Raw genomic sequence first — 16,210 nt, forward strand, 5'->3', positions numbered from 1 at the left:
GTAGATCGACGGGAAGGTGCGTATAAGGCTCGTGCGCGACTTTGAGCCCAGTTAAACGCTGTCGCGTTGCAAGCAGCTGACTTCAATATCGAACCACAGGCTGGTCAATATCTTCGCTTGTCTTGATCTGCGTCGATCTGCGTCGATCTGCGGAAAAATGTCTTCCCGCCTTACATGTGCCGTGCAGTGGCGCAGCTCGCGTTCATTTGCGGTTCGCTCTCTTCGGCTTATCCGCGGCGTTTTCCAATTGTACGGTCATGCGCTCGACGCGATCGCGCCAGGATTCGTTCGACACCTGGCTGGCCACCCGCTCGACCCAGAGCGGAAAACCCAGCGGCGTGAGCCGTGGCGGGTTGGCTATGCACAGCGACTGGCCGGCGATGGCCTCGAGTGCGGCGGACACCCGATTGAACTCCAGTTCGCGTTCCAGCACTTCGCGCCGGGCCTGGTCGAGCAACAGATTGTTCGCGTCGTAGCGGGTGAGTACATCGAACACCAGCCCGCTGGAGGCCTGGACCTGGCGCGCGCTCTTGTGGGCGCCGGGGTAGCCGGAAAACACCAGCCCGGCGATCCGGGCGATATCGCGAAATGCCCGCTTGGACAGCTCGGCGGCGTTCAGGCAGGCCAGCAGGTCGTCCACCAGATTATCCGGCGAGAGTGCAGCGCGCAGCTCGGCCTCGCTGAAATCGACCTTGTTGCGGGTAACGAGTTCGAAGCCGTAATCGTTGACCGAAAACCGGAACGAGGCCTTGTGCATCTGCGCCAGCCGCCAGGCCACCAGCGCCGACAGGCCTTCATGGGCAAGCCGGCCCGCAAAGGGGTAGAAGAACCAGTGTCGGCCTTCACGGCTGGTGACGTGCTCGATGAGCAGCTCATCGGCGGCCGGCAGTGCCGACCAGCGGCGCTGGATTTCGAGCAGGTCGCGGATCGCGGCCAGTTCCGGCTCGCGGTAGTCGTTGTCGCGGGCGGCTTCCAGCAGGTGACGGATGGCATCGGCCAGGGTGCCGGAAATCGCCATGCGCCCGCCGGCCCAGCGCGGCACCTGGCGGTTCTTGCGCGTCGCCGCTTTCACATAGGCGGTGAGTTCGCGTACCCGCACCAGCTCCAGCAGGCGTCCGGAGAACAGAAATACGTCGCCCGGCTTGAGCTGGGCGATGAAGCGTTCTTCCACCGTGCCCAGGCGCCCGCCTTTCATGAAGCGCACGCTCATGGCCGCATCCGAGGTGATCGTGCCCATGGTCATGCGATGACGGCGGGCGATGCGCCGATCGGTCACCCGCAGTCGGCCATCCACCTGCTCGACGCGCTGAAACTCCGGGTAGGCCGACAGCGCCGCGCCGCCGCGGGTGACGAAGTCCAGCGTCCACTGCCATTCGGCGTCGGACAGGTCGCGATAAGCCCGGCTGCTGCGCACTTCAGCGAGCAGCGCGTTTTCGTCCACCCCGCCTTCGCGGGTGCTGCCCAGTGCGCGGGTGACGATATGCTGGGAAAGCACGTCGAGCGCGCCGGTCAGGGGTGTACGTGCTTCGATATCGCCGGCCAGCGCCTTGCGCCGAGCCGCGGCGATCTCGACCAGTTCGAAGGCATGGGTGGGCACGCACAGAATACGGCTGGCCGCGCCCGGGCGATGGCCGGAACGCCCGGCCCGCTGGAGCAGACGGGCCACGCCCTTGGGGCTGCCAATCTGGATGACCTGATCGACCGGCGAGAAATCCACCCCCAGATCGAGGCTCGACGTGGCCACCACGCAGGCCAGGCGCCCGTCGGCGATCATGGCCTCGACCTGCTCGCGCAGACCGCGATCCAGCGAGCCGTGATGTAGGGCGATACGCTCCAGCCAGTCCGGCCGGGCACGCAGCAGCGCCTGGTGCCAGAGTTCGGCCTGCGAGCGGGTGTTGGTGAACAGCAGCGTGGTTTCGGCGGCCTCCAGCGCATCGATGACCGGCTCGACCAGGCGCGTACCCAGATGCCCGGCCCAGGGAAAACGTTCGATCGTGTCGGGGATGAGCGCTTCGATACGGGTTTCGGCCGGTACCAGGCCGCGAATTTCACGCGCGGCACGCCCGCCGGTGAGCGCATCCGCGGCCTCGTCGATATTGGCCAGCGTGGCCGACAATCCCCAGGTCCGCAGGTTCGGACGCAGACGGCGCAGCCGGGCCAGGGCCAGCTCGAGCTGGACGCCGCGCTTGCTCGACAACAGCTCGTGCCACTCGTCGACGACCACCCCGTCGAGCTGGCCGAACAGCGTTTCGTGGTCGGCATAGGACAACAGCAGCGCCAGGCTTTCCGGCGTGGTCACGAGCGCGCTGGGCAGCTTCTTGCGCTGGCGGGCCTTGATATGGCTCTTGGTATCGCCGGTGCGCTGTTCCACGCGCCAGTTCAGCCCCAGTTCGCCCGCGCTCGCAGCCAGGTGCGCAGTGGTATCGGCTGCCAGCGCGCGCAGCGGCGTAATCCACAGCAGAGTCAGGCCGGGATTGTCGTTGGGGTCGTCGGCGCGGGCCAGCCAGTCGCCAAGTGCTGCGAACCAGGCCGCCAGCGTCTTGCCGGTGCCGGTGGGCGCATGGATCAGGCCCGACTCGCCGGCAGCATAGGCCGCCCAGGCCTCGCGCTGGAAATCGAATATCTGCCAGTCGCGGGCGGCGAACCAGCCCTCGATACGCGCCTCGGCCGACTCCATTCAGTCGCGCTTGCCGGGGTTCCAGCGTGCGGCCACCGCCCGCGCCTGTTCGGCCACCCAGGGAAAACGGCGCTCGAAACGGCGCAGCTGTTTCTGTACCCAGATCGAATAGGGCGCCAGCAGAATCGCCGAAATGATCAGAAACAGCACGCCCTGCAGGATCGGCAGCACCAAGCCGGCAAGCCCCAACAAAAAGAAGAACACGCCAAGGCCAATACGCACATAGTCGCGCCAGGTCATGTCGGCAAAACGAATGCGCGTGGGTTCGGGCGCCTGCGATTCGGACTCGGAATGGCGGGCGGTCATGGCGCGGGCCGCGCAGGGGCCATCTGGCTTGAACAGCTCATTCGATACGTTCCTCGATCGGTAGCAGCGCCTTGACGCCGTCGAGCGTGTCAGCGTCTTCAATCCGCTTGTCGTGTCGCCAGCGCGCGATACGCGGAAAGCGTACGGCAATGCCGGACTTGTGGCGGTTGGACGCCTGAATGCCCTCAAAGTGCAATTCGAACACATGCGTCGGCTCGACCGAGCGCACCGGGCCGAAGCGCTCGCGTGTGTTGCGACGAATCCAGTGATCGACCTGGCCGATCTCTTCGTCGGTCAGCCCCGAATAGGCCTTGGCAAACGGCACCAGATTCTCGCCGTCCCAGACCGCGAAGGTGTAGTCGGTGAGCAGGTTGGAACGCCGGCCGCTGCCCGGCTGCGCATAGAGCAGCACGGCATCGATCGAATAGGGGTCGACCTTCCACTTCCACCAGTCCCCGCGGGTGCGCCCGACCCGATACGGCGAGCGTGCGCGCTTGAGCACGAAGCCTTCGGTGGCGAATTCGCGGCTGCGCTCGCGCAGGGCGGCGAGTTCGTCCCAGCCGGTGGATTCCACGTTCGCCGATACCGCGATGCGCGTATCCGACTCGAGTCCGTCGACCAACGCCTGCAGCTTCGCCCGGCGATCCTCGATCGGCGACTCGCGAACATCGCTGCCGTCGTATTCCATCAGGTCGTAGGCCAGAAAACGCACCGGGTGCTTGGCCTGCATGTTCGCCGACGGCTTGAGCCGGCCGATACGCCGCTGCAGGCGCGCGAACGGCAGCGGCCGCGGCTCGCCCTCGGCCCAGGCCAGAATCTCGCCGTCGAGCACGCAGCCATCCGGCAGATCGGCCGCCGCGGCCTCGAGCTCCGGGAAACGCCCTTCCATCAGGTCCTCGCCGCGCGACCAGATATGACATTGGCCCTGGCGACGGATGAGCTGGGCGCGTATGCCGTCCCATTTCCATTCCGCATGCCAGTCGCTGCGCGCGCCCAGATCGGCCATCGCTTCGATCGGCGCCTGTTCGATCGGCGAAGCCAGAAAGAACGGGTACGGCTGGGCGGCGTCCTCGCCACGATCTTCCGGGTCGATGAGGCGTTCGAAGAACTGCGGCGTGGGCCGCCAGCGGCCCATCAGCCGATGGGCGATCCGGGCAGGTTCGATATCGGCTGTCTCGGCCAGCGCCCGGGTGACCAGCCGGCGCGATACGCCCACGCGAAACGCGCCGGTGAGCAGCTTGTTGAGAGTAAAGCGGGCATCGGTGGGCAGTTCCCGCCAGAAGCCGACGATGCGCGCCTTGCGGGCCTCGTCGTCCATATCCCGCAGCGGCAGGATGCGCTGTTCCACCCAGTCGTGCAGGGCGATCTCCAGGCCGGTATCGCCGGTTTCGATTTCATCGAGCAGCAGGGTGACGGTCTCGGCCAGATCGCCGACCGCCGAATAGCTTTCCTCGACCAGCCACAACGGCATGTCGATCGCCTCGGCGGTCCATTCGCGCAGCCGTGCCGACGGGATGAGCCGCTTGATGCGCCGCCCACACAGAAACGAGACTGCCCAGGCCGCATCCGCGGGCGGCGCGGCCGCGAAATAGTCGCGCATGGCCGCGACCTTGTCGTTGGTGGCCGTGCTCGCGTCCAGGCGCGTGTAGAGCGCGGTAAACCGACGCACGGCTAGTGCCCATCCATCGCAAGTGACGGCACGACGATGGTGCAATTTCGACGCTGTGCAAAACCTGTCGTCGGCGGGTAAGCACAACGGAACGACGTCTTTACTGTCGCATCAACGACCTGGCGAACAGCGGTTGTAGCCTGGCGCGCGGGTTGCATAACGTAGTCATTCCATTTGAAAAGCTTGCGGCGAGACGTCGGCGACCGGCGCCACCGTGACGGGGACTTTCGTGTATGAAAGAAGCGACCCAGAACAACCCGATATTCCAGCGCACCCAGACCTTCGGCGCGAAACCGACCGACGTGCGCGAAACCGACCACTATCAATACGAATACGTCCACGACTTCGTGGAACGCTGGGACGATCTCATCGACTGGGACGGGCGCGCGGCCAGCGAAGGCAGTTTCTTCATCGACGTGCTCAAGCGTTACGGCTGCCAATCCGTTATCGATGCGGCCACCGGCACCGGTTTTCATTCCGTACAACTACTCAAGGCCGGCTTCGAGGTTGCCAGTATCGACGGCAGTCCGCAGATGCTGGCCAAGGCCTTCGAGAACGCCCGCCAGCGCGGCATGATCCTGTCCACGGTGCACAGCGACTGGCGCTGGCTGTCGCGGGACGTGGTGGGACGTTACGACGCGATCATCTGTCTGGGCAACTCCTTCACCCATATCTTTTCCGAGCACGACCGTCGGCGCACGCTCGCCGAGTTCTACGCCATGCTCAAGCATGACGGCATTCTCATCCTCGATCAGCGCAATTACGACGCCCTGCTCGACGGCAAGGCCGAACCCGGGCACAAGTACTACTACTGCGGCGCCGATGTCTCGGCCGCGCCCGAGCATGTCGACGATGGCCTCGCCCGGTTTCGCTATACCTTCCCGGGCGACGAGGTCTACCACCTCAACATGTTCCCGTTACGCAAGGGCTATGTGCACGAGTTGATGCACCAGGTGGGCTTTCAGTCGGTGACCACCTACGGCGATTTCCAGAGCAGCTACCGGGAAACCGAGCCGGACTTCTTCATCCACGTCGCCGAAAAATCCTATCGCGAAGCCGAAACGGACAACTCGTAAGGAGCGAACATGACGCAGTATTCCCAGGCCGTACGCACGGCCCAGGCCTACTACAACAGCGACGACGCCGAGAACTTCTACTCGCGCCTGTGGGGCGGCGAGGATATCCATATCGGCCTGTACGAATCCGCCTCCGAGGCCGTGCTCGATGCCAGCCATCGCACCGTTGAGCGCATGTGCGACGCACTCGGGCCCGCGCTCGACGGCGCGAGCGTGCTGGATATCGGCGGCGGTTACGGCGGCTCGGCGCGCCATGTCGCCGCACGCCACAACGCCACGGTGGTGTCGCTGAACCTGTCGGAAGTGCAGAACGAGCGCGCACGGCGCAAGAACGCCGAACGCGGGCTGGACGATCGGGTGCGCGTCGTCGACGGCGACTTCGAAAACATCCCCTTCGACGACGGCTATTTCGATATCGTCTGGTCGCAGGATGCCATGCTGCATTCCGGCAATCGCGAGCGTGTGCTCGACGAAGTCGCCCGTGTGCTCGCACCCGGCGGCACGTTCATCTTCACCGATCCCATGCAGGCCGACGACTGTCCTGACGGGGTGCTGCAGCCGGTGCTCGATCGCATACAGCTCGATACCATGGGCTCGCCCGGTTTCTATACACGAGCACTTGAACGCCGCGGCTTCACCCGTCGCGCCTTCGAAGACCATACCCGCCAGATACCGCGACACTACGGCGGCATTCACGACACACTTGTCGAACGCGAAGACGAGCTGCGCGATTCGGCCATCTCGACAGCCTATATCGACAACATGAAAAAGGGCCTGCAGCACTGGGTGGAGGCCGGCAAGGCCGGCCATCTGGCCTGGGGCATCATGGTCTTCGACAAGCGCTGAATCGGCCCTACAGTGATTGTAGATGTGTGAAAAGCCGTTGGCCGTACTCAAGCAAGCAGCGTGTCCGCAAATGAACGCGAAGACACGCGAATACGGCGAAAGACCGATCGCTCGAAGCCCAGATGGTCTGTGCACGCCGCACGGTGAATCCTGTAAATAATCGCGTACGGGCTTGATTCAGGCGCGTTCATCGTCAGCTTTGGTTGCATGAGACAACGGCCAGCCAGGCTAGCCCGGCCGGGGTCGTTCAGTTTTAACGCCCAATACAGGAACCGCAGGCATGCAACGCTTCAAGGACAAGATCGCTCTGATCACCGGCGCCGGCTCCGGCATGGGGGCGGCCACCGCCAAACGCCTCGTCGACGAAGGTGCGACCGTCGTGCTCGTCGGCCGTACGAAGGAAAAGCTCGATGAGGTCGCCAAGGATCTGCCCGCCGAGCAGGTTCACGTGCGCCCGGCCGACGTGGCCGACGCCGAAGCGGTGAATGCGCTCGTCGACGACGTCATCGCGACCTGCGGGCGGCTGGATATTCTGGTCAACAACGCCGGCGTGGCCACCCAGAGCCGGATTACCGATACCGACGACGACACCTGGCGCAAGATCATGTCGATCAACGTCGATGGCGTCTTCCACTGCTGTCGCGCCGCCATGCCGCATCTGATCGAAAACCGCGGCAACATCGTCAACACCTCGTCGGTGTCCGGCCTCGGCGGTGACTGGGCCATGAGCGTCTACAACGCCAGCAAGGGCGCGGTTAGCAACTTCACCCGGGCGCTGGCACTGGATCATGGCGGCGACGGGGTACGCGTGAACGCGGTCTGCCCGAGCCTGACCCGTACCGACATGGCCAGTGGCGTGTTCGAAAAGGACAACCTGCTCGACAAGTTCGCCGAGCGCATGCCGCTGGGCGCGGGCGCTGAGCCCGAAGACATCGCCGCGGCCATCGCGTTTCTGGCCAGCGACGACGCCCGCTTCATCAGCGGCGTGAACCTGCCGGTCGACGGCGGGCTGATGGCCTCCAACGGTCAACCGCCCCAGGTCTGACGCGCGCCGCGCAAACCGGCTCGCCCGTGGCCATACCGGCCGCGGGTCATCACACAGGCGATCGCGCCATCCGGGCCGATCGCCTGTTTTTTGCCGAAATCATACGAAAACTTCGATTTTCGTGGTTAGCTAGGCGCTGCCGCGCGACGGACGCCGCGCCAGCGATATCGCCCCCCACCCGAGTCTCGAATGGCTGAAACCGACACGAAATCCAGTGACAGCCACGACTCGGTCGAGCCGGGCGCGAGTCCGCTGGTGAAGTGGATACTCGTCGCCCTGTTTGTCTATGCCTCCATTTCGGTGCTGAGCCAGGCACGCAGCTTTTTCGTGCCCATCGTGCTCGCCTTTCTGTTGTCGATGGTATTCGCGCCGATTCGGCGCGTATTCGACCGGCGTCGGGTGCCGCCCGCCCTGTCGTCGCTTGTGATCGTAAGCGTACTGCTGGTGAGTTTTCTGTTTGCGATCGCGGCACTGGCCGTGCCCGCCACGGGCTGGATCGAGAACGCCCCGCGTATCGAGCAACGCATCGAGCAGCAGCTGTCCGATATTGCCGGCCCGTTCAGCGCCATCTTCGAGGCCAACGAAAAGCTGCAGTCCATGACCCGCAGCGACACGCCGGACGTTCAAACGGTGGAAATCGAAGGCGAAAGCGCGGCGACCCAGGCTGCACTGCTCGCACCCAACGCGATTGCCCAGTTCGTGTTCACGATGGTGCTGCTGCTGTTTCTGCTCGCCTCGGGCGACATGTTCTACGAAAAGCTCGTGCACGTGATGCCGAGCTTTCGCGACAAGCGCCGCGCCGCCCAGATCGCCCACGATATCGAGCGCAAGCTCTCGCGCTATCTGCTGACGATCACCACGATCAATGCCGGTCTCGGGGTGGCGGTCGGGCTGACCATGTGGGCATTCGGCATGCCTTATCCGGCCGTGTTCGGGGTGATCGCCTTTCTGTTCAATTTCATCCCCTATCTCGGCGCGCTCGGCGGCGTTGCGATCGCGGGGATGATCGCGCTCATCACCTTCGACTGGGTGGGCTGGGCCTTGATCGTACCGGGCGTGTATTTCGCGCTCACCACGCTCGAAGGTCAGATCATCACGCCCTATTTCGTGGGGCGTAGCCTGCGTTTGAACACGGTGATCGTATTCATCACGGTCACGTTCTGGGCCTGGCTCTGGTCGGCGGTGGGCATGATCGTGGCGCTACCGCTGCTCGTGGCCCTCAAGACGCTCTGCGAGCATATCGAAGCGCTGCATAACCTCGGCGATTTCCTGTCCGAACGCCATGCAGAACTCGACAACGTTCGACAGACCCCACCCGAGCACTAACCCCGCGGCCGGGCTGCACGGCCCGGCTGGGCCGCGTTATGCCGTCTGGTCGAGCCCGGCGTTGTTCTTGTCGAACACCCGATCGGCGCGGTAAGAGCTGCGTACCAGCGGCCCGGAGACGACTTCCAGGAAACCGCGGGCCAGGCCCCACTGCCGATACTTGGCAAAATCGGCCGGCGGCACATAGCGCTCGACCGGCAGGTGGTTGACGGTGGGCCGCAGATACTGGCCGAAGGTGACGATATCGACACCGATCGCTGCCAGATCGTCCAGCGTCTGCGCGATTTCGTCTTCGGTCTCACCCAGCCCCAGCATGACGCTGGTCTTTGTGAGCACGTCGGGATTGTGCTTCTTGGCGTGTTCGAGCACATCCAGGGTCTGGCGATAGCCGGCCCGGGCATCGCGTACGACGTGGGTCAGGCGTTCGACCGTTTCCACGTTCTGGGCGAACACTTCCAGCCCGGAATCCACGACCTTGTCGACGTATTCGGCCACGCCGCGGAAATCCGGCGCCAGCGCTTCCACCCTTACGTTGGGAGTGCGTGCCTTGATCGCCTTCACACAGTCGGCATAGTGCTGGGCACCGCCGTCGGGCAGGTCGTCGCGATCCACCGAGGTGAGCACGATATAGTTCAGGCCCATGATCTCGACCGAATCGGCACAGTGCTCCGGCTCCTGGGCATCCAGCCAGCCGCGCGGGTTGCCGGTATCCACCGCGCAGAAGCGACAGGCGCGGGTACAGGTATCGCCCATGATCATGATAGTCGCGGTGCCGTGGCTCCAGCACTCGCCGATGTTCGGGCACATCGATTCTTCACAGACCGTGGCCAGCTTGTGCTCGCGCACGTTCTTCTTTACAGCCTGATAGGTGTCGCCCGTGGGCAGACGCGCGCGCAGCCAGTCCGGCTTGCGCCCGATCGGTACGGCCGCGGCGTTCTTGTTCGCCTTCATGCCGTTCTTGATCGCCCGCGTGCCGTTGGGCTTCTGGACCTTGCTGCCCGTGACCACGGGAATGCCTTTGAAATCGCTCATGCCGTCTTCGACCGTCGTTCGTACTGTGTCGCTGACCGAGTTCGATGATAACACCCGCATCGGCCCCGCCTCGTCGGGCGCGTTCAACCCTACGTTGCGGGCGCCGATAACCGTTGCAAGCCCCGTCGCCGACGATATTCACCGCCCGGGCCCGCCAGTCAGCCGGCGTACAGCCAGGCCGCTGCTATGATCGCGCCGCCGCGCCCGCAGGTCGGGCGGCGGCCATCTGTCTGGATTGATACAAGCGAGTACCGTGGCCAGCGAAACCCAAGCCAGCGACAGTTCGGTCGAAAGCCCGGTCGAGCGGTATTTCACGCGCCTGCTGAGCAGTCGCGCGGGGCGTATCGCCTACCGCTATCGCCGTTTGTTGCCGGTGGCATCGTTTGCCATGGGCGCGGCCAGTTTCTTCCTGGTCGAACGCCAGGCCGCGCTCGCCCAGTGGGTGACCGCGCTCATGCTGCTGGGCTGGCTGGCGCTGCTGTTCGAAGGCCTGCTGTGCCGCCTGCTCGGCCGCTACTTCGGCGAACGCATCCCCCAGGCGGCCGTACGCTTTGGCGCCCAGTGCCTGCACCAGGAAACGCTGTTCTTCGTGCTGCCGTTCTTTCTGGCCACGACCACCTGGCTGAGCGGCCAGGCGCTGTTTACCGGTCTTTTGATCGTCGCGGCCGCGGCCTCCACGGTGGACCCGATCTATCTACACGGCATCGCCGAGCGCCGGTGGCTGTTCCTGGGATTTCACGGCTTTACGCTTTTTGTTGCGCTTCTGGCGGCGGGGCCGATCATGCTGTCGCTGACCACCGGTGAGAGTGTCGCTATCGCCTCGGTTGCCATGGGGGTCTGTGCCTTGCCCAGCTTCAACGATGCCGTTCGCGCCCGCCAGTGGTGGCGCTGGCTGCTGCTGGCCGCGCTTTCGATCGCCCTTGGGGGCCTCGCCTGGTTCGGCCGCTTCTGGATTCCGCCGGCCACCCTGCGCGCCACCGATATGGCGATCACCCTGCGGGTGGACGTCGCCAACCGCGAGCCCGGCCAGGACCGTACCCACTTCAAAGCCGACGAACTCGCCGGCGACGGTCTTTATGCCTTCACCGCCATCGCCGCCCCGCGCGGGCTGCAACAGCAGGTATTGCATGTGTGGTGGCACGACGGCGAGGTGGTCGACCGCATCCCGCTGGAAATCACCGGCGGCGGCCCGGAAAACGGCTACCGCGCCTGGAGCCACAAACTCGCCCTCGGCGACGACCCGAGCGGCCACTGGCGCGTGACGGTAATCACCGACGACGGGCAGATGATCGGTGCGCGGCGGTTTACGGTGGAGTAACGCGTAGATCGTGTGCCCGCCAGACCCGCGTGAAACACCGTGGTGGGCGTCGCGCTGTTTCAAAAACAGCCCGCAAATGAACGCCAAACGCGCAAATGACAGGTGGCGATTCAACCATCACCGGACGACCGGCGTAGGTGGATTAGCCCAGCGTGATCCAGCAAAGAACCCAGCCCCTCGGGCGGATTCGAACGGGATAGTTCGACCCAGCCAAGAAGCCTGTTCCCTTTTGGTTTACGGCATGCCGGGCTAAGCCAAACGACGTGGCCGGCGCTCGCTAACGGCCACATTTTTTGTAGGTCGAATTAGCCGAAGGCGTAAACCGACAAGAACGTAGCCAACCCCACGGATTCCGATATGCAGGCGTTGCGACTCACCACGGCGGGTTAAGGGCCGTATTCGAGCCCCGTTTGGAGCGAACGAGACACGCAGTGCCAACCCATAACCCAGTCGTCTTTCCTTTTGGCTGCTATTTGTTCGACGCGCAACCGAAAAGTGCCTCGCGCTGCAGCGCGAAACCGTGGGATAGCCGAAATCTAGAGTGCCGAAAGACGCGTGGCGTGAACCCGCCAAGCACGCCCACATGCAATGATTCTTAACCCGGCACAGCGTTGAAAACGGCTGACAGAGTTAGCTGTTCTGGTGACGGGTTATTAAACAACCCGCGCCCGCGACAGCCGCTCCACCAGCGCCACGAGCCCGGCCAGATTGCGCGTCGGCGCGCAGAGATCGACGTAGGGCGAGTCGTGCTGTGCACCCAGCGCGGTACTGAAAAAACGCGGGTGCCCCATGAGCGGATCGAGCCATACCAGGGCACGGCAGCGCCCGCGCAGGCGCTTGAGCACGGCCTGCAGCCGTTCGGGCTTGTCGCTGTCCCAGCCATCGGAGACGATCATCACCACGGTATTACGATCGAGCTGTTGATCGGCAAACCGCTGCATGAAGGTTTCGAGCGCGCTGGCAATACGCGTTCCGCCGGCCCAGTCCTCGACGCTATCAGGCAGACGCGCCAGCCCGGCTTCGACCGAGGCCGAACGCGCCAGCGTATCGGTCACCCGCGACAGCTCGGTACTGAAGACATAGCTTTCCACCGAGCGGAACACGCGCGCGAAGGCATGGATGAAACACAGAAAGAAGCGGCTGTAGGCATCCATCGAATAGCTGACGTCGGCGAATACCACCAGCCGCGGGCGTTCGCGTGGACGATATCGACGACGGAATTCGAACACCTCGCCGCCGCGGGCGATCGCAGCGCGCAGGCTGTTGCGCAGATCGATCGTGCCGTGCCTACGCGCTCGCCAGCGCCGGGCCGTACGCCGCGCGAGCTGACGACCGAGGCTGCGTATCAAACGCTCCATGGCCGCGCGTTCGCCCGCATCGATCGCGGCCAGATCGGCCTGCATGGCATAACGCGTGGCGCTGGCACCGCTGCGGGTGTCTTCGCTGCGATCGTCGTCGGTCGTGGTGGCTGTTGCCGGCGCCGGTTCGGCCTCGCCGACGCCCTCGGCGGCCTGGCTGCCCTGTTCGCCGTCCTCGGCCTCGACCTTTTCGGCCGCCTCGGCGGGCCGCGCGTCGAAAAAGCGGGCGAACACGGCATCGAAACGTGCCCGATCGGAGGGCGTCTTGGCCATGCATGCGCGTAGCAGCCGGGCGAAATCCGAGCGTCGTTGTAGCGGCGTATGGGCAAGCGCGCTGAGCGCATCCGCGCTTTCGGCCGGGCTGACGGTGATGCCGGCGTGCCGCAGCTCATCGGCGAAGGCGGCCATGGTGCGGGCCAGCGACCAGTCGTTCATCGCTCGCCGCGATAGGCATCCAGACGGGTACGCATGGCGTCGATATCGGCCGCGTCCTTGAACAGGGCGCCGAGCGTGGCGGGCACGCGCTCGTCGTTGAGATCGGCAACGCCGAGTTCGATCAGGGCGGCGGCCCAGTCCAGCGTTTCCGCCAGCCCGGGCGTCTTGGCCAGATCCTGTTCCCGTGCCCAGGCCAGAAAATCGGCGATGGTATCGGCCAGGCGCGTATCGATGCCGGGCAGCCGGCGTTCGAGCACGGCCCGTTCCTTGGCGCGGTCGGGGTAGTCGATCCACAAATAGAGACAGCGCCGGCGCGTGGCTTCGGCGAGCGCCCGCGTGCGGTTGCCGGTGATGACCACCAGCGGCGGCACCTCGGCGCGCACGGTGCCGTACTCGGGGATGCTGATCTGCCAGTCCGACAGGATCTCCAGCAGAAAACTCTCGAAGGCTTCGTCGGCGCGGTCGAGCTCGTCGATGAGCAGCACCGGCGGCGGGCTGTGGCGCAGGGCTGCCAGCAGCGGACGTTCGAGCAGGAAGCTGTCGGAATAGAGGTTGTCGCGCAGGCTGTCGGTGGACGCGCCGGCCGCTTCCTGCACCCGGATTTCCAGCAGCTGACGCGGGTAGTCCCATTCGTAGAGAGCCTGGGCTGCGTCCAGACCCTCATAGCACTGCAGGCGAATCAGCCGTGTGTCGAGCGTGGCCGCCAGCGCCTTGGCGATTTCGGTCTTGCCGACGCCGGCCGGGCCTTCCACGAGCAGCGGCTTGTGCAGGACCATGGCCAGATACAGGGTCATGCGCAGATCGGCATCGCTGACGTAGCCCTCGCCGGCCAGCGCGGCGTCGAGCGCCTCGGGGCTGTCGAAGCGCGGGCGCGATTGCATATCGCTCATGAATCGCTGGGTTCGTCTTCCGGCTCGTCGTCGGTATCGATCACGCCGTCGTTGATCAGCGCCAGGGCGACCACCCGGGCATACAGCGATTCGCGCAGGCCGCGCGGGCGTTGCAGGCCCATGCGTTCAAGATAGGGCTCGGCGCTGGCCGGCAGTGTGGCCAGACGCGAGGCATGCCGGGCAAAGCTCGACAGCGTTTTGCCGTGCGAGCCGCCCGCCAGCTTCTTGAGGGCGGCGATGAGCGTACGCTCGATTTCGGTGAAATCGCTGCCATAGGGATAGGGCTCGAACCGGCCCTTGGCTTTTTCCGGGGCGAGCAGGCGACGCAGATTGTCCGGCGTGTTGTTACGCGCATGCGCCGGCACCTGGTAATCGCGGCGCAGCTTGCCGGCGGATACGGCCGCGCTGCGCAGTTCGTCCTGAAAACGTGCGTCGGCGATCTCGATCATGGCCATGGCGACTTCTTCGTCGGTCTTGCCGCGCAGATCGGCCGCCCCGTATTCGGTCACCACGATATCGCGCAGATGGCGGGGGATGGTGGTATGCGCATAGTGCGCCACCACGTTGGATTCGGGCCCATCCGAGGACTGGCGCACCGCGCGTACACAGATGATCGAACGCCCGTCTTCGAGCGCATGCGCCTGGGATACGAAGTTGTACTGCCCGCCCACGCCGGAGATGACCTGGCCGTTCTCCAGCCCGTCGGAGGCGATGGCCCCGGCGAGCGTGGCCTTGATCGCGGTATTCACGAAGCGCGAGCCGCGCCGCTGGACCCGGCGCAGGGCCTCGTTTCCGTACAGCTCGTTGATCTGACCGACGCTGGTCATATGAAACAGTTCGCGCTCGTCGTCGTCGAGATCGCGCAGCGCCTGATAGAAGCTGTTGGGCCCGAGAAAGAAGCCGCCGTGCACGAGCGTTGCGCCCTTGAGCCGGTCACCCAGGCAGCGCGACACGATCGCCGCGCGGGCCGTGTCGTCGTCCAGATCGGCAGCGATGGGCTCACCGCCATCGCCTGCATCGAGGGTGCGGTTGTCATAGCTCACGCCGGCCTTGAACACGCCCACGTTCCTGAGGCGGGCCACATCGTCGCCGTCGAGCTGGGCACGAATGGCGCCGCTGTCGCGCAGCGCGGCCAGCGTAGTGGCATCGACCCGTTCGCCGATGGTGCCGGCATCGAGCAGGCGCTGGATATCGATATCGTCGTAGACCGCGCGCGAGATCACCCCCGAGCGATACATCTGGATATAGGCATCCACGAGCATTTCGGTGCAGCCGTACAGGCCACGCTCGAAGACATCCTCACCGCCGATCGCCTCGGCGAGGGTGCGCTCGTGATCGCTGCGGTTGAGCCGATCGATGAGCGTGCGGTAGTCGGCGTTGTGGTTGTGGCGCAGATCGCAGCAATAGGCGATCGCATCCGACAACGAGCCGATGCCGATCTGCAGCGTGCCGCCGTCTTCGAGCAGGCTCGATACGCGCAGCCCGATCGCATAGTCGGCGTCGGCCACCGGCATGGCCGGCGCGCCGAACGGCTTGAAGGTGGCCTTCTCCCCCTCGAACACCGCATCGGCCAGCGCGGCGTCGACCAGCGCGCTGCGGGTCATCATCGGCATGCGCGCATTGAGCTGGCCGACCACCCAGATCGGTTCACCGCGCTCGCGCATGGCTTCGACCACGGGCACCAGATCGAGGGTGACGTCGGTGTTGCTGGACAGCGAAAACCGGCTGTCGTCCGGGCCGGGTGCCCCCATCTGCATCAAAACGTTCACGCCCGCGTTGATCAGGTCGCGTGCGACGTGGGTGTAGTTGACCGAGCGATAGTGGCGCTGGGCATCATCGTTGCCGAGCATCGCGCCCGGCTGGAAGAAGAACTCCGAAATCGTGATGTTGTCGGGCACCGTGCCGGCATTCAGATCGCGCACATAGTCCAGGCCCGGATAATCCTCGAACACGCGCTCGACGATCGGGTCCATGATGCGGCGTTCGAGTTCGCTGCCGGCCTGCGGCACGTCCAGCGACAGCGCGGTGAGGATCTTGAGATTGATCTCGGGGTTGGCCTTGGCCCGGGCATAGAGCGCGTTGAGCAGCGTGGCTGGTTTGCCCAGCCCGAGCGGCGCGCCTACATGGATATCGTGGCCGACGGTGTCGATGAGCCAATCGATCGTGGCCTCGGCATCGGTGAATCGTTGCGGTCGCTCGCTCATCGCCTGTTCCTCGCCAGTGAAACCGCTG

General features: G+C 64.9%; 12 protein-coding genes. 5 read left to right on the forward strand and 7 right to left on the reverse strand.

The features are described from left to right. Window positions 1–202 precede the first annotated feature (202 nt). Genes CMN27_RS08135 through CMN27_RS08145 form a run of 3 tightly spaced genes read right to left on the reverse strand, consistent with a single transcriptional unit; the run spans window position 203 to window position 4,652 of the window. Window positions 203–2,677 carry a ligase-associated DNA damage response DEXH box helicase gene (locus CMN27_RS08135; RefSeq protein WP_293625501.1) on the reverse strand — a complete coding sequence of 825 codons (2,475 nt, stop codon included), beginning with the start codon at window positions 2,675–2,677 and terminating at the stop codon, window positions 203–205. Beyond that, entirely contained in the window at window positions 2,678–2,983 is a 306-nt protein-coding gene (locus tag CMN27_RS08140) for a hypothetical protein (RefSeq protein ID WP_293625502.1), read from the reverse strand. 37 nt (window positions 2,984–3,020) lie between these two features. Beyond that, complete coding sequence (locus CMN27_RS08145; RefSeq protein ID WP_293625503.1) at window positions 3,021–4,652, reverse strand: ATP-dependent DNA ligase; 1,632 nt, start codon at window positions 4,650–4,652, stop codon at window positions 3,021–3,023. 233 nt (window positions 4,653–4,885) lie between these two features. Here CMN27_RS08145 and CMN27_RS08150 point away from each other — a divergent pair, with 233 nt between their 5' ends. The 4 genes from CMN27_RS08150 to CMN27_RS08165 all read left to right on the forward strand — a co-directional run bounded on the left by CMN27_RS08150 (window position 4,886) and on the right by CMN27_RS08165 (window position 8,945). Next, window positions 4,886–5,728: a class I SAM-dependent methyltransferase gene (locus CMN27_RS08150; protein ID WP_293625504.1), complete on the forward strand. Its 843-nt coding sequence runs from the start codon at window positions 4,886–4,888 to the stop codon at window positions 5,726–5,728. 9 nt (window positions 5,729–5,737) lie between these two features. Continuing rightward, the gene (locus CMN27_RS08155) at window positions 5,738–6,574 is read left to right on the forward strand and encodes a methyltransferase domain-containing protein (protein WP_293625506.1); all 837 of its coding nucleotides are present in this window, start codon (window positions 5,738–5,740) and stop codon (window positions 6,572–6,574) included. Between the two features lie 280 nt (window positions 6,575–6,854). Next, on the forward strand, window positions 6,855–7,619 hold the full coding sequence (locus tag CMN27_RS08160) for an SDR family oxidoreductase (RefSeq protein WP_293625507.1): 765 nt from the start codon (window positions 6,855–6,857) through the stop codon (window positions 7,617–7,619). Between the two features lie 189 nt (window positions 7,620–7,808). Beyond that, window positions 7,809–8,945: an AI-2E family transporter gene (locus CMN27_RS08165; protein ID WP_293625508.1), complete on the forward strand. Its 1,137-nt coding sequence runs from the start codon at window positions 7,809–7,811 to the stop codon at window positions 8,943–8,945. 36 nt (window positions 8,946–8,981) lie between these two features. On the opposite strand, the gene lipA is transcribed toward CMN27_RS08165, so the two are convergent. After that, window positions 8,982–9,977, reverse strand: coding sequence for a lipoyl synthase (gene lipA, locus CMN27_RS08170; protein WP_366515427.1), 996 nt, complete (start codon window positions 9,975–9,977; stop codon window positions 8,982–8,984). A 253-nt stretch (window positions 9,978–10,230) separates the two neighbouring features. Here lipA and CMN27_RS08175 point away from each other — a divergent pair, with 253 nt between their 5' ends. After that, a complete protein-coding gene (locus CMN27_RS08175) occupies window positions 10,231–11,295 on the forward strand; it encodes a DUF5924 family protein (RefSeq protein WP_293625510.1) in 1,065 nt (354 codons plus the stop codon). A 653-nt stretch (window positions 11,296–11,948) separates the two neighbouring features. Here the strand turns inward: CMN27_RS08175 and CMN27_RS08180 are convergent. Genes CMN27_RS08180 through CMN27_RS08190 form a run of 3 tightly spaced genes read right to left on the reverse strand, consistent with a single transcriptional unit; the run spans window position 11,949 to window position 16,182 of the window. Then, entirely contained in the window at window positions 11,949–13,088 is a 1,140-nt protein-coding gene (locus CMN27_RS08180) for a VWA domain-containing protein (protein ID WP_293625511.1), read from the reverse strand. Beyond that, window positions 13,085–13,978: a MoxR family ATPase gene (locus tag CMN27_RS08185; protein WP_293625512.1), complete on the reverse strand. Its 894-nt coding sequence runs from the start codon at window positions 13,976–13,978 to the stop codon at window positions 13,085–13,087. The genes CMN27_RS08180 and CMN27_RS08185 overlap by 4 nt, the downstream gene beginning before the upstream one ends. Beyond that, window positions 13,975–16,182, reverse strand: coding sequence for an acetyl-CoA hydrolase/transferase C-terminal domain-containing protein (locus CMN27_RS08190; RefSeq protein ID WP_293625513.1), 2,208 nt, complete (start codon window positions 16,180–16,182; stop codon window positions 13,975–13,977). The genes CMN27_RS08185 and CMN27_RS08190 overlap by 4 nt, the downstream gene beginning before the upstream one ends. Window positions 16,183–16,210 lie beyond the last annotated feature (28 nt).

The organism is Salinisphaera sp., assembly GCF_002729955.1.
Classification (GTDB): domain Bacteria; phylum Pseudomonadota; class Gammaproteobacteria; order Nevskiales; family Salinisphaeraceae; genus Salinisphaera.